Below are 22,417 nucleotides of genomic sequence, written 5' to 3'. Positions count from 1 at the left end.
GCGGCGGACCGCACGGACGGAGGAGTTGGGGGCACGTGCTCGATGAGGTGGAGCGGTGGCTGGCGACACGTTCCTGGTCGGCGGCGGACCGTCCGCTGGGCGCCCTGCTCGCGGCCAAGCGGGGGACGACGGTCAGCGTGGTGCTGCCCGCCCTCGACGAGGAGGCCACCGTCGGCGAGATCGTCGCCGTGATCCGCCGGGAGCTGATGGAGCGGGTGCCGCTCGTCGACGAGTTGGTGGTGGTGGACTCCGGGTCCACGGACCGTACGGGCGAGGTGGCCGCGGCGGCGGGTGCGCGGGTGGTCCACCGGGACGAGATCCTGCCGCGGATCCCCGCCCTGCCGGGCAAGGGCGAGGTGCTGTGGCGCTCCCTGATGGTCACGCGCGGTGACGTCGTCTGCTTCGTGGACGCCGATCTGCGGGACTTCTCCGCGGACTTCGTCTCCGGGATCGTCGGCCCGCTGCTGACCGATCCGCAGGTGCAGTTCGTGAAGGCGATGTACGACCGACCGTTGGGCGAAACAGCAGGTCAGGGCGGTCGTGTCACGGAGCTGGTGGCGCGTCCGCTGCTCAATCTGCACTGGCCGCAGCTCGCCGGCTTCGTCCAGCCGCTGGGCGGCGAGTACGCGGCCAGGCGCTCGCTGCTGGAGCGGCTCCCCTTCCCCGTCGGTTACGGAGTGGAGCTGGGCCTGCTCGTCGACGCGCTGCACACGGTGGGGCTCGACGCCCTCGCGCAGGTCGACGTGGGCACCCGCAAGCACCGCCACCAGGACGGGCAGGCGCTGGGCCGGATGGCGGCGGCGATCTATCGCACCGCGCAACTCCGGCTGTCCCGCGGACACTTGGTGCGGCCCGCGCTGACGCAGTTCGAGCGGGGCGAGGACGGCTTCGTACCCCGGACGCACCCCGTGGACACGGAGGAGCGTCCACCGATGCGGGAGATCGCCGAGTACGCGGCGCGTCGTGCGGCATAGTGGCCGATATATAGCTGAAAATCCTATATGTGTATGCGACTGAGCAACGTGTGACACCGCAGCTGACCTCACGGCTGACACCCCGGCGGCGGGGGCCCGCGCTGCCCCGACCGCTCCGACATCGACGGGCCCTGCGACTCACCGGGCTGCTGGCCCTGCTGGTCCTCGTCGTGGCCGCCGTCGCCGGCGCCGCGCCGCCGCCCGCGCTCTCCGGAGCGCGGCTGTGGCTGCTGGGCGGACTGGCGGTGGCGCTGGCCGCGGCGTGCGCGGTGGCCTTCGCGGCGACCCGGGCCCGACGCACCCCGCCGAAGGGGTAGCCCGGGCCCGGGGCCGGCCCGCCGAAGCTGAGCACCCGGCCGGAGTCCGCCCCGCCGCAGGGGTGGCACCCGGCCCGGAGCGCGCCCCGCCGCAGGGAGGGCACCCGGCTGAAACCCCACCGGCGACAAGACGCCACTCGACCGTATGTGCGTTTGCCGACCGGGGCTGCGGGCTAAGTTCTGCCACATGGCTGCCGAACCTTCCGCCAACCCGTCCAGCGCCCGGACCCTGGTCGCGTCCAACCGCGGGCCCGTGTCGTACGCCGTGCGCGACGACGGCGGCCTGGACGCCAAGCGCGGCGGCGGCGGGGTGGTCTCCGGGCTGTCCGCGATCGGCGCGCGCGAGGACTCCCTCTGGGTCTGCTCCGCCCTCGGCGACGGCGACCGCGAGGCGGTGCGGCGCGGGGTCGGCGAGGAGGGGGTCCTGATGCTCGACATCTCCCCCGCCGTGCATTCCGACGCGTACAACGGCATCGCGAACTCAGTGCTGTGGTTCGTCCACCACATGCTGTACCAGACGCCGCTGGAGCCCGTGTTCGACGAGGAGTTCCGCCGCCAGTGGCGCTCCTACGAGGAGTACAACCGCGCCTTCGCCGACGCGCTCGCCGAGCGGGCCGCCGAGGGCGCCGCGGTGCTCGTGCAGGACTATCACCTCGCGCTGGTGCCGGGGATGCTCCGGGAGCGCCGGCCCGACCTGCGCATCGGGCACTTCTCGCACACCCCCTGGGCCCCGGTGGACTACTTCCGCCTGCTGCCCGACGACATCGCCGAACAGCTGTTGCGCGGCCTCCTCGGCGCCGACCGCACGTGCTTCCTGACCCACCGCTGGGCGGACGCGTTCACCGCGTGCTGTACGGAGGTGCTGGGCCCCGACGCGCTGAAGGACACCCGGATCGGGGTGCACGGCCTCGGGGCCGACGCGGACTTCCTGCGCGAGCGGGCGCACCGGCCGGACGTCGCGGAGCGCATGGTCGCGCTGCGCGAGCAGATCGGCGGACCGGACCGCCGGACGATCGTCCGGGTGGACCGCACGGAGCTGTCGAAGAACATCGTGCGCGGCCTGCTGGCCTTCCGGCACCTGCTGGCGACCCGCCCCGAGTGGCGCGAGCGCGTGGTGCACGTCGCCTTCGCCTACCCCTCCCGCCAGGACCTCGCCGTCTACCGGGACTACACGGCCGAGGTGCAGCGCGTCGCCGACGCGGTCAACGACGAGTTCAGGACGGCGGGCTGGACGCCGGTCGTGCTGCACGTGAAGGACGACTTCGCCCGCTCCCTGGCCGCGTACCGGCTCGCGGACGTCGCCCTCGTCAACCCCATCCGCGACGGGATGAACCTGGTCGCCAAGGAGATCCCCGTCGTCTCGGACGAGGGCTGCGCGCTGGTGCTGTCGCGGGAGGCGGGGGCGTACGAGGAGCTGGGCGCGGACGCGGTGACGGTCAATCCGTACGACATCACGGGCACCGCGGAGGCGCTCCACGAGGCGCTGTCACTGCCGGACGCGGAGCGCACGGAGCGCACGGAGCGCCTCGCCACCGCGGCGACGGCGCTTCCGCCGCGGCGGTGGTTCCTGGACCAGTTGGAGGCACTGACCCAAGCGTGAGCCACGCACCCTTGCGCCGCGGGACGTAGCCGCCGTCACTGCCTGCCGGGGTACGGCGCTACTGCGCCTGCCGAGGCAGCGGGACATTGCGCACAGGACCTGAGGTCCTAGAGCGCTTCGGCGAGGGCGGAGAGGAAGGCGACGACCGCCGCCGGGCCGGGGAGCAGGAGGTCGGCGCGGTCGGCGAGTTCCGTGACCTCCGTGCTGCCGCTGCACACCAGCAGGCCCGCCAATCCGTCCGAGCGCAGCTTCTCGACCGCGGCGTACGCGGGCAGGTCGCCCAGGTCGTCACCGGCGTACAGGACGGACTCGGCGCCGACCTCCCGTACGTACTCGGCCAGGGCAACGCCCTTGTCCATGCCGGGCGGGCGCAGTTCCAGGACCATCCGGCCCGGTTCCAGGACCAGGCCGTGGCGGGCGGCGAGGGTGGCGAGGGGCTCGCGCAGGGAGTCGAAGGCGGCCTGCGGGTCGGTGGCGCGGCGCGTGTGGACGGCGACGGCCTGCCCCTTCTCCTCGATCCAGGTGCCCTGCCAGGCGCCGAAGCGGTCGAGGTAGCCGGGGAGTTCGGCGCGTACGGCGCTGACGCCCGGGTGCGGGGCGGGGGCGTGGACCGTGCTGGTGACCGCGTCCCAGCGCTCGGAGCCGTAGTGGCCGAGTACGACGAGGTGGGCGAGGGCGTCGACGCCGGCGAAGCCCCCGTAGCGCACGGCCACCCCGGCGGGGCGGCCGGTGATGACGGCGACGTGCCCCACCTTGGGCGCGAGCCGGGTGAGCGCGGGCACCGTGCCGGGGTGGGCGCGGGCCTGCTCGGGGTCGGCGACGATCTCGGCGAGCGTGCCGTCGAAGTCAAGGGCGACGACGGCCTTCTCGGGGCGGGCCAGCAGCGCGGCGAGCCCGTCGCGGCCGGCGGGCGTCGAAGGCTCCGTCAGCGCGACGCCGGGGCCAGGGCCGGGGCTGGGATCGGGGCTGGCGCCGGGTGAACCGCCGGGGCCGCGCTCGGCGGGTTCGGGGGTGTGTGACGCGTCCGGGGAGTACGGAGAGCTGCCCATGGCGTCGACCCTATCGGCGCGCGCGTTTCTCGTCTCTGACCCGGCGGAGGCGGTTGACGGTCACCGGGTCGTGCGCCAGCGCCAGCTCGTCGTCGAGCAGCGCGTTGACGAGCTGGTAGTAACGGACCGGCGACATGCCCAGCTCCTCGCGGACGGCTCGTTCCTTGGCGCCGGGGCCGGGCCAGGAACGGGCCTCCACCGCGAGGACTGCGCGGTCGCGATCGGTCAGGGCGCCGCGGCGCCGCGGCGCGGCGGGGCGCCCGGTGGGCCCGGGGCCCTCGGCAGCGGGTTCCTCGGCCTCGGTCATACGGTCCAACATAACGCCGCGGCCCGTAGCCCCGTGCCCGCGCCCGCGCCCCGACGGACCCTGGGTCTTGTCCGCAAAGTCCCGCACGCGCCTCTGCGCCTTTGGACGTAGCCGCCGCTTCCCTGCGGGAGCGTTGGTCTCCACTGGCCGGTGGTGGGCTTGTCGCGCAGTTCCCCGCGCCCCTGTTTCGCTGCCCCCGTCACTTGTCTGCGGGCTGGGGGCAGGGGGTTTGGGGCGCTGGGGGTCCCCCGTGCCCTGCGGGCACGGGGGGAGGAACTGCGCGAACAACCCCCACCGGGCCGAGGTCGCCACGATCGCCAAGCCACTCACGGCGCAAGCGCGCCAGCCAAGGCGCGGCACTGCTGCACGGGACCGCGCGGGACTTTGCCGATGCGGACCAGCGCCCGGCCTACTCCTCTTCCTTCGCTTCCGCCTTCGACGCCTCGTGGGCTATCGCGTCCAGCACCTGTTCCGGGTTGCCCTCCGGTGTGACGGCCTGCCCGATCGTCTGCTTGACGGTGGTGCTGACGGACGCCCACGACGTCTTGTTGACGGGCGGCAGCACCGAGTTCGGCAGCTCCGCCAGGAAGCCGCTCAGCTTGGCGTACTTCGGGTCCTCCGACATCGCGTGGCTCGCCGTGGTCGTCACCGGCAGCAGGTTGTTCTGCCCGGCGAAGGCGAGGACGTTCGCGTCGTCGAAGACGAAGTCGAGGAAGGTGCGGATCTCGGCGCGGTTGCCGTTCTGCTTGAAGCCCATGATCCAGTCGGCGACGCCCATGGTGGTCTTGGGCTTGCCCACGCGGCCCGGCACCGCCACCATCCCCAGTTCGATCCCGGCCGCCTCCGCGGTCTTGATCAGGGACGGATGACCGTTCAGCATCCCCACGTCGCCCTTGGCGAACGCCGCGAACGCGTCCTTGCGGTTCAGCTTCCCGGGCGCGACCGGCCCGGTCAGACCGGGCTCCACCAGGTTGGACTTCAGCCAGGAGAAGGTCTCGACGTGCGCCTCGGAGTTGATGGCGTACGTCCCGCCCGTCTGGGTGTACCCCGAGCCGCCGTCGTCGCCGCCGAGCATCCACAGCATCGTCTCGGCCTGCGCCTCCTCGGGGCCGAGCGGCAGCGCATAGGGGTACTTCACGTCCGTGTCGTCCTTGAGCTGCTTCGCCGCGGCCCGCAGCTCCTCCCAGGTCCGCGGGGGCCGCTCGACGCCGGCCTGTTCGAACAGCTTCTTGTTGTAGAACAGGAGCCGGGTGGAGGCCACGAAGGGCATGCCGTACTGGACGCGGCGCTGCTCGCCGGCGTCCCGCAGCGGGGGGAGGAAGTTCGCCTGGGTGGTCAGCGAGAGCACGTCGTCCGCGGGGTACAGCTTGTCGTCGGCCGCGTAGTCCGCGTACGCGCCGACCTGCGCCACGTCCGGCGCCTTCCCCGCCTCCACCAACTCCCGGACCGTGCGGTCCACGTCGGTCCAGGGCTCGATGCGCACCTCGACCTTGATCTTCGGGTTCTCGGCCTCGAAGGCCGAGACGAGCCCGTTCCAGTACTCCTTGCTGCTCTGGCCGCCGTCGACGTCGTAGTCGGCGGCGACGAGCTGGAGGGTGACGTCGGACGGTTCGTCCGACGAGCAGCCCGTGAGCGCCGTCGCCAGGGACAGGGCGACGAGGGTGGCGGTCAGTCCGAAGAGGTGCCGTTGCACAGCGGTTCCCCACTTGGTCACCGGCGAGCCGCCCCCGGGAGCGGCCGGGTCGGGCGGCTGAGCCGTATGCGTGGCGCGCGGGCCTGCGGCGCCCGGTGGGCGCGTCGCGCGCTTGCGACCTGGCCGCCGTCCTCCGGAACCCCGAAAGCTCCCGGGGTCGCCGAACCCCCGAACCCCCGAGACGCCTGACACCGCCCGGATCGACGAGCGATTTTTCACCATGGGGATGCAGAGGTCTACGCCACTGGGTCTCACTTCTGCAACTTCTTTCGATTTCTCTCGATCAGCTTTCCGGGCCTCCGCGACTTCCCCACACTTCCCACGAGATCAGCCGACTTCACCCGACTTCCGCGAGCTCCCCCTGTCTTCCCTTGAGTTCCCACGACTTCCTGCGACTTCATACGACTCCAACGACTTCCGTCGACTTCCGTCGACTTCCGACGATTTCTGGTGGCCGGGGCGGGCTCGTGGGCGCGGGCCCGCCGCAGCCACCGTTGCCGGGGCGGTCGGCCGCCTGCTAAGCACGTCCCGGTACGAAGTGGTCCACACGCGCGAGGAGCCCGACGCATGTCCCGTACGTCCCGTCCGTCCCGCACCGCCACCGAGATAGCGACCCAGCCGGCCTCCTGGCGCCGGGCGGCGGAGGCCGCCGCCGACTTCGACGGGCTGCCGCGGCCCGGCGAGCGAGTGGCCGTGACCGGCTGCGGCACGTCCTGGTTCATGGCCATCGCGTACGCCGCGCTGCGGGAGGCCGCGGGGCAGGGCGAGACGGACGCGTTCGCCTCCTCCGAGTTCCCGCTCGGCCGCTCGTACGACCGGGTCGTCGCGATCACCCGGTCCGGCACCACGACGGAGGTGCTGGAGCTGCTCGATGCGCTGAAGGGGCGCGGCGTCGCGACGCTGGCGCTGACCGCGGACCCGAAGACCCCGGTGATGGCCGCGGCGGACGCGGTGGCCGTGCTCGACTGGGCGGACGAGGAGTCCGTGGTGCAGACCCGGTTCGCGACGACCGCGCTGGCGTTCCTGCGCGCGGGGCTCGGGGCCGGGCCCGACGTCGTGCCGGGCCTGAAGTCGGTCGCCGACGCCGCCGTGGACGCCGAGCTGGCGCTGACCGAGCCGCTACCGGAGGCGGTGCTCGCGGCGGAGCAGTGGACGTTCCTCGGGCGGGGCTGGACCTACGGCCTCGCGCTGGAGGCGGCGCTGAAGATGCGGGAGGCGGCCGGGGCGTGGACGGAGGCGTATCCGGCGATGGAGTACCGGCACGGGCCGATCGCCGTGACCGGGCCCGGTCGGGTGGCGTGGGCCTTCGGCGAACTGCCGGAGGGGCTGGCGGTGGACGTGGCGCAGGTCGGCGGCGTGCTGGTCGCCAACGCGCCGTGCGACCCGCTGGCGGACCTGGTGCGGGCGCAGCGGCTGGCGGTGGCGATCGCGGAGGCGAAGGGGTACGACCCGGACCGGCCGCGGAACCTCACGCGCAGCGTGATCCTCGGCTGACTGGTACACGGGCCGGGGCGGTTGCCGGCGCCACAGCCCGCAGCGGTTGCCGGCGCGGGCCGTGGCGGACACAGCCCGGGGCGGTTGCCGGCGCCACGGCCCGCAGCGGGGCGGTGCGCGTCGGGTGCCCCGGTCCGGTACGAGGCGGGCGGCGCCGGCGCGTCGGCGCGGCACCGGCCTTCCCCGTCGCTCCCGTCGCCCCGGCCGCCCGCCCCGGCGGCTCCGACACAACGACCCTGAAGTTTCGCCCAGATCCGGCGAATCCCGCGATTCTGCCGCCCGGCCGAGCAGGGACTCCCCCGGCTCCACGGCGTGTCCGACGGGCCCACCGATGAGATCCGGCCATCGCGGACCCTCGTACGGGCGGCGCGAACGCGCGAGCGCGCGGGCCCGTCGCCCGTACGCCTACCAGTCGTCGTTGGCCCGGCCCTTGGTCGGGTGCGGGATCACCAGCGCGGTCTGCGGGCACCGGTGGTAGAAGTCCTCCACCGCCGCGATCTCGGCCGGGGTGCAGCCCAGCAGGAGCTGTACCTCTGCCCTGTTCCGGTGCGGGTCGACCGTCACGACCAGGGCGGTCACCTCGACCCGGCCCGTACCGATCCAGACGTCGACGCCCTCCACGTCGCCGCCGTGGGTACCCTCCAGATAGCCGTGGTCCAGGGGGTAGATCCAGTGGGGGAAGCGGGGGTGGCGGCTGCCCTTGGGGCGGTCGACGCGCATCGCGGCGCCCGCGGTCACCTTCTCCATCTCCCGCCAGAAGTCCGTCGCGTGCAGGGCTCGGGCGGGGGTCATCCGACACCCCCGATCCATCTCGCCCCGGGCATGTGCCCCGGTACTAAGCCGCTGCCTGCGCCATCGCCGTTCAGCACGTACTGCTCCCCCCATCACTTCGGTCGTGGACGTCAGTCCACCCCCTGCGGCCCCGCGCTGTCAGGGAGTTGGCCGTAGTCCCGCTGTAGTCCCGGAGGATTCGCCCCTACGCTGCCGGGGACGCTGGACGATGGGACGACGCCGTGGACGACCCGATCCGCCACCCACTGGCCCATGCACGGACCGCACGGGGCTGGAGCCAGCCCGAACTCGCGCGGGAGGTCCGGCGCGCGGCGCTGCGGCGCGGGTTGCGGTCCGGGGTGGAGCGGCAGCGCATCTGGAAGTGGGAGAACTACCGCGCCGTTCCCGACGCCGACTCCCAGGCACTGCTCGCCGAAGTGTTCGAGATCGACCGGGGGCTCGTCGAGTCCTTCGACTGGCCCCACTGGCTGCCGGGCCGGGACGATCCGCTCCCGCTCGGACCGCACAGTCCCGTGCCCGCTCTCCGAGAGGCCCTGCGAGCTGCCATGGACCGACGCGCGTTCCTGACGTACAGCACCACCGGCCTCACCGGGCTCGCCCAGCAGTGGGCGGGGTCCGAGCCGCACGCGGCGGCGATCCCGGCCCTGGAGGGCAAGACCGTCGGGGCGGAGCTCGTCGGCCTGCTGGAGGCCACCGGGGAGCACCTGACCGAGCTGGTCACCGAGCAGCGGCAGCACACCCGCGCGCTGCTGGACGCCCATCTGACGACCGTCACCGATCTGATCGAGCACGGTCGTTACGGGCGGACGGCGGGGCGGCGGCTGCACGCGCTGGCGGCGCGGCTGTCCCAGACCGTGGGGTGGCACCGGTTCGACCAGGACCGGCACGCCGCCGCGAGCCGCTTCTGGCACGGCGCCCTGCACAGCGCTTACGCCTCGGGCGACCGGGACCTCGGGGCGGGGGTGCTCAGCGACCTGGCGTACCAGGCCACCTGGTTGAAGGACCCGGCCACGGCCGTGGACATCCTGCAGAGCGCGGTGCCGCGGGCCCGGCACCCGGCGGCGCGGGCGCTGCTCCACCTGCGGCTGGCCCGGGCGCTGGCCGCGCTGCGCGAGCCCCGGGGGTGCCACCGGGCGCTGGCGGCGGCCGAACGGGAGTTGGGCACGGCCGCGCTGGAGCCGGCGCCGGCCTGGTGCGCCTGGATGTCGCCGGCCGACCTGCTGGTGGACTCGGGGCAGTGCCTGATGGACCTGGGGCGCGGCCAGGAGGCGCGGCGGCTGATCCGCGAGGGGATGACGCTGCTGCCGGCCGCGCGGTCCAAGACGCGCGCGGTCTTCCTGACCTCCGAGGCCCGCAGCCTGCTGCACACCGGCGAGGTGGAGCACGCCGCGCGGGCCGCGAAGGAGTCGCTGGCGCTGGCCGAGCGCATAGGGGCGCCGCGCTGCGGTGCGCTGGTGCGCGATCTGCTGCCGGGGTTCGCACCGCACCGGGACGCCGAGGGCGTACCCGAACTGCTCCGGCTGGCCCACGCCCACTGAGGCCGCCCCGCACGAAGGGCCCGTGTGAAGGGTCCGTGGGGAGTCGCGAAAGCAAAAGGAACTTTTCCCTACACAACCCCTCTTATCGATTTGTATGTCTGCGCAACAATTAGGGGTAGTGGACTAGACCTGTCGCCAGGTAGCCGCCAGACTGTCCGCGTGAGACACGTCATCGCCCTCGATGTGGGCGGCACCGGCATGAAAGCCGCCCTCGTCGGGGTGGACGGCACGCTCCTGCACGAGGACAGACGCGCCACGGGGCGCGAGCGCGGAGCCGACGCCGTCGTGCAGTCCATCCTCGACTTCGCCGAGGAGCTACGGGACTACGGCGTGCGCAGCTTCGGCCAGAGCGCCCTCGCCGCCGGCGTCGCCGTGCCCGGAATCATCGACTCCGAGAACGGGATCGCCGTCTACTCGGCCAACCTCGGCTGGCGTGACGTCCCGATGCGCAGCATGGTCAGCCGCCGACTGCGCGGCATCCCCGTGGCACTCGGCCACGACGTGCGCACGGGCGGTCTCGCCGAGGGCCGGATCGGCGCCGGACGCGGCCACGACCGCTTCCTCTTCGTCCCGCTCGGGACCGGGATCGCGGGCGCCATCGGCATCGCCGGCACCATAGAGGCCGGCGCGCACGGCTACGCGGGCGAGATCGGCCACGTCGTCGTCCGCCCCGACGGACCCGACTGCGGCTGCGGACAGCGCGGCTGCCTGGAGACCTTGGCGTCGGCGTCCGCAGTGACACGTGCCTGGGCCGAGGCCAGCGGCGACCCGTACGCGGACGCCGCCGACTGCGCCAAGGCCGTCGAATCGGGCGACCCGCGGGCGGTCGCGGTCTGGCGGGACGCGGTGGACGCCCTCGCCGCCGGCCTCGTGACCGCGCTCACCCTGCTGGACCCCCGCACCCTGATCATCGGTGGCGGGCTCGCCGAGGCCGGGGAAACGTTGTTCACACCGCTGCGGGCCGCGGTCGAAGAGCGCGTCACGTTCCAGAAGCTGCCCGCCATCGTCCCGGCCGCCCTCGGAGACACCGCAGCGTGCCTGGGCGCCGGTCTGCTCGCCTGGGATCTGATCGCCACCGACTCGGAGGTAACCGCGTAATGGCCGCACGCGCCGCACTCGCAACCAGCGCAGCGGGCGCCGCTCGCGCCGACAGCACGACCCTCACCGGGGCCCGTGTGGTCCTGCCCGGCGGCACCGTCGAGAACGGGACCGTGATCGTCGAGGGCACCTCCATCGCCGCCGTCGGCCCCGGCCCCGCGCCGGAGGGCACCCCCGTACGCGATCTGACCGGGCACTGGGTCGTCCCCGGCTTCGTCGACCTGCACAACCACGGCGGCGGCGGCGCGTCCTTCACCGGCGGCACCGCCACCGAGGTGCTGCACGGCGTACGGACCCACCGCGAGCACGGCACCACCACCCTGGTCGCCTCCCTCGTCACCGCCGACATCGATTTCCTGGTCCGCCGCGCCGGCGAACTCGCGGAGATCGTCGAGCAGGGCGACATCGCCGGCATCCACTTCGAGGGCCCCTTCATCTCGCCCTGCCGCAAGGGCGCGCACAGCGAGGAGCTGCTGCGCCACCCCGACCCGACCGAGGTCCGCAAGCTGATCGACGCGGCGCGCGGCACCGCGAAGATGATGACCCTCGCCACCGAACTGCCCGGCGGCATCGAGTCGGTGCGGCTGCTCGCGGAACGCGGCGTGATCGCCGCGATCGGCCACACGGACGCCACGTACGAGCAGACCGTCCAGGCCGTCGACGCCGGCGCGACCGTCGCCACGCACCTGTTCAACGCGATGCCGCCGCTCGGCCACCGCGCGCCCGGCCCGATCCCGGCGCTGCTGGAGGACGAGCGCGTCACCGTCGAGCTGATCAACGACGGCACGCACCTGCACCCGGCGGCGCTCGAACTCGCCTTCCACCGCGCGGGCCCGCGCCGCGTCGCCTTCATCACCGACGCGATGGACGCGGCCGGCTTCGGCGACGGCGTCTACCAGCTCGGCCCGCTCGCGGTCGACGTCACCGACGGCGTGGCGCGGCTCGTCGAGGGCGGCGCGATCGCCGGCTCCACCCTCACCCTCGACACCGCCTTCCAGCGCGCGGCCACCGTGGACCGCATCCCCGTCCAGGACATCGTCCAGGCGATCTCCGTGAACCCGGCGAAGCTGCTCGGCCTCTACGACCGGGTCGGCTCGCTGGAGCCCGGCAAGGACGCCGACCTGGTGGTGCTGGACGAGGAGTTCGCGCTCAAGGGCGTCATGCGCCAGGGAACCTGGATCGTCGAGCCCAAATAACGAGCCCAAACAGATCGTCGAGCCCAAACAGGGCGATTTCACCACCGAACAGCGCACGGGCCCGTCCGGGGGGTGGGCCAACCGCGCGCCGTTTGGCATGATCAGAACCGTTCGGAGCGCCCGCGCGGCGGACCGGACGACCTCGACGTACCTCGACGTACCGAGCCGACGAGCACGCTGATGAGGGGGTGGTGGCGCGGATGGTGATGCTCACCGTCACGCTCAACGCCGCGCTCGACGTCTCCTACCGGGTCCCAGCCCTCGTCCCGCACGCCGTGCACCGCGTCACGGAGGTGCGCGAGCGCCCCGGCGGCAAGGGCGTGAACGTCGCCCGGGTGCTGGCCGCGCTCGGCCACGAGACCGTCGTCACCGGCTTCGTCGGCGGACCGACCGGAACGGTTCTGCGCGAGCTGCTGGCGCCGCTCGCCCCGCACGACGCGCTGGTCCCCATCGCCGGCACCACCCGGCGCACCCTCGCCGTCATCGACGCGGCCACCGGCGACACCACCCAGCTCAACGAGCCCGGGCCGGCCGTCACCGCCGACGAGTGGGCCCGCTTCCTCGACGCGTACGGCGCGCTGCTGCGGGACGCCGACGCCGTCGCGATCTGCGGCAGCCTGCCGCCCGGCATCCACGTCGGCGCGTACGCGGAACTGGTCCGCGCCGCCCGCACCGCCGGCGTGCCCGTCCTGCTGGACACCAGTGGCGAACCGTTGCGCCGCGGCATCGCGGCCCGCCCCGACCTCGTCAAGCCGAACGTGGACGAGTTGGCGCAGCTCACCGGCGCGCGCGAGCCGCTGCGCGCCGCGCTGAGCGCCCGGCGCCGCGGGGCGCACGCCGTCGCCGCGTCCCTCGGCCCCGAGGGGCTGCTCGCCGCCACGCCCGAGGGCAACTGGCACGCCAGGACCCCCGCGCCGGTGCGCGGCAACCCGACCGGAGCGGGCGACTCCACCGTGGCCGCGCTGCTCGCCGGCCTGGTCGACGGCGTGCCGTGGCCGGAGCGGGTGGCCCGCGCGGTCGCCCTGTCGGCGGCGACGGTGCTGGCCCCGGCCGCGGGCGAGTTCGACGCCGCGGCGTACGAACAGCTCCTGCCGCGCATCACGGTCACCGAACGCCCTCCGAGCGGCTAGGCCGTGTCCGCAAAGTCCGGCGCGCACCCCTGCGCCTTGGACGTAGCCGCCGTCTCCCTGCGGGAGCGTTGGTCTCCGCTGGCCGGTGGTGGGCTTGTCGCGCAGTTCCCCGCGCCCCTAAAACCCTGCGTCCCCCAGGTAGGCGACGGGGGCAGCGAAACAGGTGGCGCTGGGAGTCCCCCCACGCCCTCTGGGCATAGGGGGCGGAACTGCGCGACAAGCCACAGACGGGCCGCAAACGCCACGACCGCACACGCACCACGGCGCCACCGCGCCTGCCAGGACAGCAACACAGCCGGACGGGCCACGCCGGACTTTGCCGACAGGCCCTAGGACCTTCTATCCGTCCCATCCCTTGAATCGGTAGGTGAGGATGCCACTCGTCAGCACCCGGGAACTCGTCGACGAGGCGGTGGCGGCCGGCAGCGGCGTCGCCGCGTTCAACGTGATCACGCTGGAACACGCGGAGGCCATCGCGGCGGGCGCCGAGCGTGCCGGCCGGCCGGCCATCCTCCAGATATCGGAGAACGCGGTGGCCTTCCACGGCGGCCGGCTCGCCCCCGTCGCCGCCGCGACCGCCGCCGTCGCCCGCGCGTCCGGCGCCCGGCTCGGCCTCCACCTCGACCACGTCGTCTCCCCCGCCCTGGTGGAGGCCGCACCGGCGGCCGGCTTCGGCTCGGTGATGGTGGACGCGTCCAAGCTGCCGTACGGACAGAACGTCGCCCGCACCGCGGAGCTCGTCGACTTCGGCCACCGGCACGGGCTGTGGGTGGAGGCCGAGTTGGGCCGCGTCGGCGGCAAGGACGGCGAACCGCCGCTGGACGCGCACGCCCCCGGGGTGCGTACGGACCCGGCCGAGGCCGCGGCGTACGTGGCGGCGACCGGGGTGGACGCGCTGGCCGTCGCGGTCGGCTCGTCCCACGCGATGACCGAGCGCACGGCCGCGCTCGACCACGAGCTGATCCACCGTCTGCGCGCTTCCGTGCCGGTGCCGTTGGTGCTGCACGGCTCGTCGGGCGTCCCGGACGACGAGATCCGCGCGGCGATCGCCGCGGGCATGGTGAAGATCAACGTCGGCACGGCGCTGAACACCGCGTTCACGGCCGCGGTCCGGGCGGAGCTGACGGCCCGCCCGGACGTGGTGGACCCGCGCAAGTACCTGGCGCCGGCGCGGGAGGCGATGGCGACGACGGTGGCGGAGTTCCTGGCGCTGTTGCCGGCCTGACCCGACGGATCGCCTGACCCGACGGATCGCGAAGAAGGGCCCCGCGCGGTGCGCGGGGCCCTTCACACGTCAGTTGCGGCGCTCGGTCAGCGCTCCTTGCCCGCCTTCAACCACACCTGGTCGAGCAGCACCTCGCACTGGTCGCTCTGCTCGCAGGAGATCTTCAGGTCGTTCTTGCCTTCCTTGAGGTTGACGTACACGAAGGTGCGCGTCCAACGCTCCCAGTCGCCCTCCTCGGCCTTCGCGAAGTTCGACATGTTGATGCCGCGGGGCGCGTCGTCGTTGAGCGTCAGCGTCGTCTTGGCGTCCTTCCCCGGCACGCTGTACGTGAGGGACATGGTGTACTCGCCGGCCGCCGGCACGTCCACCGACCAGCTCGCCGAGCTGCCGACCGCGCCGAAGGTCACGTACGACCCGCCGGGGCCCTTCGCGCCCTTGATCTCGCTGCCGACCTTGGCGTCCCCGCCCAGCTTCAGCGTCACCGCGTCCTGCTTGGGCAGCGGCTTCGGCTTGTCGTCCTTCGGGTCCTCGGCCGGTGCGTCGTCGCTCGGCTTCACCGAGTCGCCGGTGCCGGCGCTGGTGGTGGGCTGGCCTCCGCCCGCCTTGTCCGCCTTGTCGTCGTCCTTGGTGAGCAGCGCGACGCTGATGCCGATGACGACCACGGCGACCACCGCGATGGCCCCGATCAGCAGCGCCTTGGTGTTCGGTCCACGGCCGCCGCCGTTCGCGCCTGCGCCCTGCGGCGCACCCGGGCGGGCAGGGGCGCCGCCGGGGTACGTCTCGGGGGCGGCGTACTGCGCGGTGGGCTGCCCGTACGCCTGCTGCGGCGGGAACTGGCCCTGCTGCGGCGGCGGGTAGCCGTAGCCGTGGCCCTGGCCGCCGTGCGCGTGGCCACCGAACTGGCGCTCGCCGACGGCCCGTACCTGGTTGTACGAGGTACGGGGAACGCCGGGCTGGGTGGCCGGACCCGGGTAGCCGTAGCCGCGGCCCTGACCGGGCCGAGTGGCGCCCGCGGCCTGTCCGTCCTCGTAGAGGTAGCCGAACGGGTCGTCGTCTTCGGGCGTGCTGCCGTTGTTCGGCGTGTTACCGCCGTTGTTCGCGGCCGTCATCCCTGTCACTCCTCACCATGTCGTCGGCGGCACGCCGACGCGGGCGAGCCTACCCGGTTCGGAGTAACCGATTGGTCCGGTGTTGCACGTGATCGGCAGGGCTCCGAGCGCCCCACCGGACGCCGCCGCACCGGTATACCCACAAGAGCGTACGGGCGCTGGGTAACGGCCGAACGGGTCCCCGGGGGCACTCGGGGGGACGCCCGGACGCCGCCGGTCGGTTCAACCCGCCCTCCGGTGCACCTTCGAGCGGGACCGCTTCTCCACGTACATCCGCTCGTCGGCCGAGGTCAGCACCTCGTCCACGGTCATTCCGCAGCTCGCCCAGCCGATGCCGAAGCTGGCGCCGACGCGGACTCCGCGACCCCCCACCCGGATCGGCAGGACGATCGCGCTGCGCAGCCGGACCGCGAGGTCGGCGGCGTCCGCCGCGCCCAGGCCGTCGGCGAGGACGACGAACTCGTCACCGCCGAGCCGGGCGACGGTGTCACCGTCGCGCACGCCCGTCGTGAGCCGGCGCGCGACCTCGACCAGCACCGCGTCACCGGTCTGGTGGCCGAACCGGTCGTTGATGGACTTGAAGCCGTCCAGGTCGCAGAAGAGGACCGCGAGGCCCTTGGTGCCGTCGTCGCCGGCGTCGTTGGGCTCGTTCCCGCCCGCCGCGCCCGCCGCGCCCTCTTCGTACGGCGCGACGACGTGCACGTGGTGGTCGTAGGGGTTGCCGGGGTGTCCGAAGGAGTACCCGTCGGGGCGGAAGATCGCCTCGGTCTCGGCGTCGTACTCGTACGCCTCGTACGAGTCGTACGCCTCCGCCGCGGCCGTGCCGCGCGCCGTCTGCGGGCGCTCGCACAGCCGGGCGCTGAGCCGGGCCCGCAGCTCGGCGCTGTTGGGCAGCCCGGTGAGGGCGTCGTGCGAGGCGCGGTGGGCCAGCGCCAGCTCGTGGCGCTTGCGGTCCTCGATGTCCTCGACGTGGGTGAGCAGGAAGCGGGGCCCGTCGGCGGTGTCGGCGACGACGGAGTTGCGCAGCGAGACCCAGACGTACGTGCCGTCCCGCCGCCCCAGCCGGATCTCGGCCCGGCCGCCCTCGGCGGAGGTCCGCAGCAGGGTCCCCACGTCCTCGGGGTGCACCAGGTCGGCGAAGGAGTAGCGGCGCATCGCGGATGCGGGGCGGCCCAGCAGCCGGCACAGCGCGTCGTTGGTGCGCAGCAGCCGGCCGTGCTGGTCGCCGCCCATCTCGGCGATGGCCATGCCGCTGGGCGCGTACTCGAACGCCTGCCGGAAGGACTCCTCGCTGGCGCGCAGCGCCTGCTGCTCGCGCTCCAACCGGACGAGCGCCCTTTGCATGTTTGCTCGCAGTCGCGCGTTGCTGATCGCGATGCCCGCCTGGGAGGCGTACATCTGGAGCGCCTCCTGCCCCCACGGGCCGGGGCGCCGGCCGTTGCGCGGTCGGTCGACGGAGATGACGCCGAGCAGTTCCCGGCCGCCGCCGGAGCCGTACATGGGCGCGTAGAGCCGGTCCCGGGGGTGCCACTCGTCCTCGAAACGGGGCTCGGGGCCGTCGGTGTGCCACTGCGGCACGTCGTCCTCGATCAGGACCCAGCCCTCGGTGTGCGGGATGAACCGCAGCTCGCCCCACGCCTCACCCATGGACAGCCGGCGCTCCCAGGAGGCCCGGGGGCCCACGCGTCCGGTGATCAGGGCTTCGGCGGCGGCGCTACCGGCGAACGCGGCGACGACCAGGTCGCCGTCGGCCCGGACGAGGTTGACGCAGGCGAGCTCGTATCCGAGGCCCTTCACGATGCCGTCGGCAACGGCTTGCAGGGTGTCGGCGAGGCTACGCGCGGTGTTGAGGTCCGCGACCACCTTGTGCAGCTGCCGCAGGGTCGCAAGACGGACGTAGGGCTCCGACTCGGTCTCCATGCTCGCTCTCCCCGAGACCTCGACAGCAGACTCCAGGTATCTCTTCGGCCTTCTTGTGCGGTCTTCTCACGGTCGTGTTTCGCGCTCGGTCCGTGCGCGGTTTCCCGGCCACTGAATCACAGCGAGCTGTCTACTCGGTACACAGGGTCAACAAATAGCGCCCTCTGTGACTCAAGTCACATGAGAAGATGGGCATTCCGTGCACGCGCGGCGTCGTCCACTGGGTCTTCACCAGCGATTTCTCTTAGCAAATCGGGCATGCGTGCGGGGCCGTAGGGGCGGTGTGGAGGCGGTACGGCGTCGGTTTGGAGGAGTGCGCGGGCGCACGGCGGGACGGGCGGGCGAGCGCGTACGGGGCGTACGGCAGGACGGGCACTCGGGCGCGGGCAGGGGCGTACGGCGAGGGCGCGCAAGCTCCCACGGGCCGCGGGCGGCGCGGGCCCTGGGTCTGAGGTCCTAGGACCAAGGCAGCGCCCGGGGCCCGATGCGGCGCGGGGATTCGTCCGGTTAGCGTTCCGGTGTGCTGCAGACGACCTCCGCTTCCGGTCCCCACCCCGCCTCCGCCATCCCCCATGCTGAGGGGGTGAGCAACGACGATTTCCGCGCTGCCATGTCCCGGCTCTCCGCGGGAGTGGTCCTGGTGACCGCCTTCGACGAGGACGCCGGCCCGCACGGCGAGGACGCCGGCATGACGGCCACCGCGTTCGTCTCGGTCTCCCTCGACCCACCGCTGGTGATGGTCAGCCTGCGCAACGGCTCGCGCATGGACGACCTGCTGGCCGAGCAGCCGCTGTGGGCGGTCTCCGTGCTCGCGGAGAGCCAGCGCCACATCGCCGGACGCTTCGCGATGAAGGGCCGCCTGAGCGACCGTCTGCTCTTCGAGGACATCCCGTACCGCCGCGGCACCGTCTCGGGCGCGCCCCTGGTGGGCGGGGCGCTCGCGACGCTCGAATGCCGCACCGAGCAGCGGGTGGTGGCGGGCGACCACACGCTGGTGATCGGCCGCGTGCTGGGCGTCGACCTGCCGAGCGCGGAGGGCGGTCCGCTGATGTACTTCCGGGGCCGTTACCGACGGTTGGGCTGAGAGCGGGGGTACGCGCCCGGGACCCGTTCAACGGGCGTACGGGTGGCCCGGGGCGCAGTGCCAACGGGCGTACCGGTGCCCCTGGGCGCAGTGCCAACCGGCCCACGGGCGGCCCCTGGTGCGTGGTCTACTGACGCGCATGCCGTTGCTGATGCTGGACCTCGACAACACCCTCGTCGACCGCGACGCCGCCTTCGCCGACGCCGTCGCGGAGTTCCTGGCCGCGCACGACCTGCCCGCGGCCGACCTCGCGTGGGTCGCGGACCTCGACGCCAACGGCTACACCCCGCGGGCGGACGTCGCCGCGGCGATGGTCCTCCGGTACGGCCCTTCGCTGACCGTCCCCGTCGAAGCCCTGCTCGACAACGGTGCGGCCGACCGCGTCGCCCTGCTCGGCCCCACCCGCGAAGCCCTGGCCCGGGCGCACGCCGACGGTTGGTCGTGCGTGATCGTCACCAACGGCAGGACGCCCCAGCAGGAGGCCAAGATCCGCAACACCGGTCTGGACCGGCTGGTGCAGGGGTGGGTGGTCTCCGAGGCGGTGGGCCACAAGAAGCCCGCGCCCGAGATCTTCCGGGCGGCTGCGGCGACCGTCGGTCTCCCCCTCGATGGCGCGTGGGTCGTCGGGGACTCGGCAGACGCCGACATCGCCGGCGCGCACGCGCTCGGGCTGGGCAGCGTGTGGGTGTCGAACGGACGCGCCTGGAGCCAGGAGTCGTTCCGCCCGACCCACGTCACGGTCGGCGTGGACGCGGCGATCGACCACGTCGTCGCAGCACCGCCTCGGTAGACCGATCCGCCGATCCGGTCCGGGACGGCCCTCAGACCACCGTCCCGCCGGGGCGCTGCCGCGTTAGAGCAACGCCGAGTTAGAGCACCGCCGCGCCCAAAGGCCGTTCGCCACCCTCAAGTCGGCGGGTCTCGCCCGTCGCGACGTCCACGACGGTGATCCCGTCCCAGTAGCCGGACCTGGTGAAGCCGCCGGTGACGTACGCCGTGCGCCCGTCCTTCGAGACCGCGACGTCCTCGTGCGGCCCGTCGAGCGGAACGACCCGTTCCGTTCCGTCCTTCGTACGGATCGTCAGCGACGGGTCCTCGTCGTCCGAGCCGATCGGCCCGGTGCCGACGACCAGCAACGTGCCGTCGGGCGTGAGCGCGGCGCCGTGCTGGTGGGTGTTGGCGGTCATCTCTTCGATCTCCACCTGTCCGGTCCGCGGGTCGAGCACGGCCAGCCGCTCGCCCTCGAAGGGCAGCAGCAGCCGTCCGTCCTCCCGTACGGCCGCGTAGTGCGGCTTCAGCCAGGACCCGAGCCCGCCTTCGGTGCCGTACGGCGCGACCTCGTGGCGGCGGGCGTCCAGGGTGCGGGCGTCGACCGCGGTCACGTCGAAGGAGTCGTGGTTCGTGGCGTACACCTCGGCGCCGTCCCGCGACACGTCCACGTCGAAGGGCCGCCGCCCGACGGGCACGGTGTCGACGACCTGCCTGGTCTCGGTGGAGATGACCTCCAACGTGCCATTCCCGTCCGGCACGTTGACACCCACATACGCCCGCTTCCCGTCGGGCGCCAGCGCGATGCCCATCCCGCCGCCGCGGTACTCGCCGTCCGTGACCGGCCCGGTCTCGGTGCGGTACGGGACGCGCCCCAGGTTCGTGCGGGTGCGGGTGTCGACGATCGCGACGCCCTCGGCCGTGGCGACCCAGGCGCGCCCGTCGGCGCCGACGGCGAGCCCGTACGGAGCGGTCCCGACCTTCACGGACGCGAACGGGCCGCGGGCGGGGTCGATGAAGGTGACGGTGTCCGCGCCGAAGTCGGCGACGATGAGGGAGCCGGAGGGGGTGGGGGTGGTGGAGGGCAGGGGTGCGGCGGTGGGCGCGGCGGTGGCCTTCTCCGGCTTGTCGCCGCTTTCAGAGGCACTTTCCGAAGCACTTTTCGAGGCACTTTTCGTGGCACTTTCCGAGGCGCTGCACCCGCCGAGTACGACGACGAGCAGCGCGACGCCCGCGATGACGTTGCGGCGCGCCCTCACTGTGCGTCCTTCAACAGCGCGACGATCTCGGCGAAGCCGCGGCGGTGGGCGTGCTGGAGCGGGGTGACCCCGTCGGCGTCGGCCAGGTCGGGCCGTGCGCCCGCGGCGAGCAGGATCTTCACGACCTGCTGGTGCGCCGCCCCGCCGTCCCCGAGCAGTACGGCCTCCAGGAGCGCGGTCCAGCCGAGGTCGTTGACGTGGTTGACGTCGATGTCGGTCTCGCTGACGACGGCGCGGACGTACGCGACGTGTCCGCGTTCGCTGGCGGGAATGACGGAGACCCCGCCGAACCTGTTGCGCAGGGTCACGTCGGGCCCGGCGGGCAACAGCACCCGCATCATCGCGACGCTCCCGGTCACCCCCGTGACCAGCCACGCACTGTCGTGCCGGGCGTCCTGCGCGTTCGGATCGCCCCCGGCGGCGACGAGCGCCCGCGCGACTTCGACGTGGTCCCCGAGCGCGGCGAGCAGCAACGGCGTCCGCAGGTCCTGATCCCGCGCCTCGACGTCGGCACCCGCGTCGATCGCGGCCCGTGCGGCCGTTGCGTCACCGCGCTTGGCGGCGTCGAGCAGTGCGGTGTTGTCGTTCCTGGCGCTACTGGCGTTGCTGGCCTTGCTGGCCTTGCTGGCGTTCATCGGCGGCTCCCTCGCGTGGTGCGCAACGGGGCGGCTTACTCGTGCCCCGTCACTACCTCCACGATGCCGCCTCGCACGGACGGCGCGGGCGTCGCTGTGGGGGACGCCGGTGTCATCCGATCGTCTGATGCGGGCGCGGGGCGAGGGCGCTAGGTTCTGGCAGGTGGGGGCCCGCGCCGTCCGAAACCCACCCACCTCATCCGCTCCTGAGCATCCGCTCCTAAGCAGGTTGGATGTCGATGCAGTTGAACGTTGAGTCTCCAGCTCCGGTGTCGTTGGCGAGCGTCACCGTCAGCCGGTAGGCACCCGCCGCGAAGGGGCCTACGGTCGGGTTCTGCAACGGAGCTTCTTGGCCGGGCCCCAGTGCCGGCTCGTCAAAGGTGCGGTCGAAGACCACCGGATGTTCGGCGTCGTCACTGCCGGGGCAGCCTTCCGGGATGCTCGTGACGACGAGCCGGTCCGTGAAGGCGCCGACGTCGACGCCGCTGCGGTTGACCGCGCTCCACTGGACTTGGAACGAATCGGATTCGTGGATGATCGCCGAACTCGGCACGATGGGATTGTCCGGGTTGCCGAAGAAGATGTCGGCCATGGCGTGAACTCCTTCGCAGTCGTGGCCTCAACCACTGCAAGGGAGAGCTGCACCGATTCGACTCGATCGAGGGGCCGCTTTTCGTCGCATGCAGCGGCTGGCGCCCTGGTCGCATACCTCTTTCAGTATGGTCGATCCAAGCGGTTCAGCAACATGACGCCCACGCCCCGCGAGCCCCCGTACGCAGCATCACCGCATCGCGGGCCAGAGGCACTGCCCCTGCGGGTCATAGCAGTTGAGGCCCATCGACGACGCCACCCCCGCTATGTGGACGGACGCCTCCTCCACCATGCTCCAGCGGATCGGGAAGTAGATCAGCGGGCCGCTCGCCTCGTCGATGAGCGGTCCGCTCGACCACGGCGAGACGTCGTCCTCGTCTTCGGTGAGGTCGGGCCACCGCTCCAACAGCGCGGCGACGAAGGCCGCGATCTGCTTCGTCGGCGGAACGTCGGGCCCGTCCGCGGCGACGTACTCCTCGTACAGCTCGTCGAAGCGCTGACCCGCGGCGGCGTCATCCGCGGGCCGCTCGCCTTCCCAGACAGCAAGGTCGTAACTCATGGGCGCAGCCTGCCACCCGGCACTGACAACGGTGATCCGGCAGCGCGGGGTGCCGGGCGCGCCCACGGCAGCACGGCTT

General features: G+C 73.0%; 21 protein-coding genes. 11 read left to right on the top strand and 10 right to left on the bottom strand.

Annotated features, from left to right (window positions below; genetic code table 11):
• Positions 1-35 precede the first annotated feature (35 nt).
• The 3 genes from ABZ842_RS14320 to ABZ842_RS14310 all read left to right on the top strand — a co-directional run bounded on the left by ABZ842_RS14320 (position 36) and on the right by ABZ842_RS14310 (position 2,891).
• On the top strand, positions 36-974 hold the full coding sequence (locus tag ABZ842_RS14320) for a glucosyl-3-phosphoglycerate synthase (protein WP_361536704.1): 939 nt from the start codon (positions 36-38) through the stop codon (positions 972-974).
• 50 nt (positions 975-1,024) lie between these two features.
• Positions 1,025-1,291, top strand: coding sequence for a hypothetical protein (locus ABZ842_RS14315; RefSeq protein WP_361536702.1), 267 nt, complete (start codon positions 1,025-1,027; stop codon positions 1,289-1,291).
• A 187-nt stretch (positions 1,292-1,478) separates the two neighbouring features.
• Positions 1,479-2,891: a trehalose-6-phosphate synthase gene (locus tag ABZ842_RS14310; RefSeq protein WP_361536700.1), complete on the top strand. Its 1,413-nt coding sequence runs from the start codon at positions 1,479-1,481 to the stop codon at positions 2,889-2,891.
• Between the two features lie 107 nt (positions 2,892-2,998).
• Here the strand turns inward: ABZ842_RS14310 and otsB are convergent, their stop codons facing one another.
• The 3 genes from otsB to ABZ842_RS14295 all read right to left on the bottom strand — a co-directional run bounded on the left by otsB (position 2,999) and on the right by ABZ842_RS14295 (position 5,940).
• Positions 2,999-3,940, bottom strand: coding sequence for a trehalose-phosphatase (otsB, locus tag ABZ842_RS14305; protein ID WP_361536698.1), 942 nt, complete (start codon positions 3,938-3,940; stop codon positions 2,999-3,001).
• Positions 3,941-3,950: 10 nt separating this feature from the next.
• Positions 3,951-4,247 carry a DUF3263 domain-containing protein gene (locus tag ABZ842_RS14300; RefSeq protein ID WP_361536696.1) on the bottom strand — a complete coding sequence of 99 codons (297 nt, stop codon included), beginning with the start codon at positions 4,245-4,247 and terminating at the stop codon, positions 3,951-3,953.
• A 409-nt stretch (positions 4,248-4,656) separates the two neighbouring features.
• The gene (locus ABZ842_RS14295; protein WP_361536694.1) at positions 4,657-5,940 is read right to left on the bottom strand and encodes an extracellular solute-binding protein; all 1,284 of its coding nucleotides are present in this window, start codon (positions 5,938-5,940) and stop codon (positions 4,657-4,659) included.
• Positions 5,941-6,507: 567 nt separating this feature from the next.
• Here ABZ842_RS14295 and ABZ842_RS14290 point away from each other — a divergent pair.
• Entirely contained in the window at positions 6,508-7,434 is a 927-nt protein-coding gene (locus ABZ842_RS14290) for an SIS domain-containing protein (protein ID WP_361536692.1), read from the top strand.
• 405 nt (positions 7,435-7,839) lie between these two features.
• Here ABZ842_RS14290 and ABZ842_RS14285 read toward each other — a convergent pair whose 3' ends face one another.
• Positions 7,840-8,226 (bottom strand): hypothetical protein, encoded by a 387-nt coding sequence (locus ABZ842_RS14285; protein ID WP_361536690.1) that lies wholly within the window; start codon positions 8,224-8,226, stop codon positions 7,840-7,842.
• Positions 8,227-8,447: 221 nt separating this feature from the next.
• Here ABZ842_RS14285 and ABZ842_RS14280 point away from each other — a divergent pair, with 221 nt between their 5' ends.
• The 5 genes from ABZ842_RS14280 (at position 8,448) to ABZ842_RS14260 (ending at position 14,413) form a co-directional block, all read left to right on the top strand.
• Positions 8,448-9,764, top strand: coding sequence for a helix-turn-helix transcriptional regulator (locus ABZ842_RS14280; protein WP_361536688.1), 1,317 nt, complete (start codon positions 8,448-8,450; stop codon positions 9,762-9,764).
• A 159-nt stretch (positions 9,765-9,923) separates the two neighbouring features.
• Positions 9,924-10,862: an ROK family protein gene (locus ABZ842_RS14275; protein ID WP_361536686.1), complete on the top strand. Its 939-nt coding sequence runs from the start codon at positions 9,924-9,926 to the stop codon at positions 10,860-10,862.
• Positions 10,862-12,058 carry an N-acetylglucosamine-6-phosphate deacetylase gene (nagA, locus tag ABZ842_RS14270; protein WP_361536684.1) on the top strand — a complete coding sequence of 399 codons (1,197 nt, stop codon included), beginning with the start codon at positions 10,862-10,864 and terminating at the stop codon, positions 12,056-12,058. Before ABZ842_RS14275 ends, nagA begins: the two co-directional genes overlap by 1 nt.
• A gap of 203 nt (positions 12,059-12,261) precedes the next feature.
• Complete coding sequence (locus ABZ842_RS14265) at positions 12,262-13,188, top strand: 1-phosphofructokinase family hexose kinase (protein WP_361536916.1); 927 nt, start codon at positions 12,262-12,264, stop codon at positions 13,186-13,188.
• Between the two features lie 373 nt (positions 13,189-13,561).
• A complete protein-coding gene (locus ABZ842_RS14260) occupies positions 13,562-14,413 on the top strand; it encodes a class II fructose-bisphosphate aldolase (RefSeq protein WP_361536914.1) in 852 nt (283 codons plus the stop codon).
• 86 nt (positions 14,414-14,499) lie between these two features.
• Here ABZ842_RS14260 and ABZ842_RS14255 read toward each other — a convergent pair whose 3' ends face one another.
• On the bottom strand, positions 14,500-15,522 hold the full coding sequence (locus ABZ842_RS14255) for a carbohydrate-binding protein (protein WP_361536682.1): 1,023 nt from the start codon (positions 15,520-15,522) through the stop codon (positions 14,500-14,502).
• A 222-nt stretch (positions 15,523-15,744) separates the two neighbouring features.
• A complete protein-coding gene (cdgB, locus tag ABZ842_RS14250; RefSeq protein WP_361536680.1) occupies positions 15,745-17,442 on the bottom strand; it encodes a diguanylate cyclase CdgB in 1,698 nt (565 codons plus the stop codon).
• A 610-nt stretch (positions 17,443-18,052) separates the two neighbouring features.
• Between cdgB and ABZ842_RS14245 the strand changes: the two genes are divergently transcribed.
• The gene (locus ABZ842_RS14245) at positions 18,053-18,526 is read left to right on the top strand and encodes a flavin reductase family protein (RefSeq protein WP_361536912.1); all 474 of its coding nucleotides are present in this window, start codon (positions 18,053-18,055) and stop codon (positions 18,524-18,526) included.
• 139 nt (positions 18,527-18,665) lie between these two features.
• Positions 18,666-19,316, top strand: coding sequence for an HAD family hydrolase (locus ABZ842_RS14240; RefSeq protein ID WP_361536678.1), 651 nt, complete (start codon positions 18,666-18,668; stop codon positions 19,314-19,316).
• Positions 19,317-19,395: 79 nt separating this feature from the next.
• On the opposite strand, the gene ABZ842_RS14235 is transcribed toward ABZ842_RS14240, so the two are convergent.
• The 4 genes from ABZ842_RS14235 to ABZ842_RS14220 form a co-directional block, all read right to left on the bottom strand.
• Positions 19,396-20,553, bottom strand: coding sequence for a YncE family protein (locus ABZ842_RS14235; protein WP_361536676.1), 1,158 nt, complete (start codon positions 20,551-20,553; stop codon positions 19,396-19,398).
• Positions 20,550-21,188 (bottom strand): ankyrin repeat domain-containing protein, encoded by a 639-nt coding sequence (locus tag ABZ842_RS14230; protein WP_361536673.1) that lies wholly within the window; start codon positions 21,186-21,188, stop codon positions 20,550-20,552. The genes ABZ842_RS14235 and ABZ842_RS14230 overlap by 4 nt, the downstream gene beginning before the upstream one ends.
• Before the next feature lie 220 nt (positions 21,189-21,408).
• On the bottom strand, positions 21,409-21,780 hold the full coding sequence (locus tag ABZ842_RS14225; protein WP_361536671.1) for a hypothetical protein: 372 nt from the start codon (positions 21,778-21,780) through the stop codon (positions 21,409-21,411).
• 189 nt (positions 21,781-21,969) lie between these two features.
• The gene (locus ABZ842_RS14220) at positions 21,970-22,338 is read right to left on the bottom strand and encodes a hypothetical protein (protein WP_361536669.1); all 369 of its coding nucleotides are present in this window, start codon (positions 22,336-22,338) and stop codon (positions 21,970-21,972) included.
• Positions 22,339-22,417 lie beyond the last annotated feature (79 nt).

It is taken from the genome of Streptomyces sp. NPDC047315, from assembly GCF_040643215.1.
GTDB lineage: Bacteria > Actinomycetota > Actinomycetes > Streptomycetales > Streptomycetaceae > Streptomyces.
Note: the sequence above shows the minus strand (reverse complement) of the source record. Positions and strands in the feature narration are given on the sequence as shown.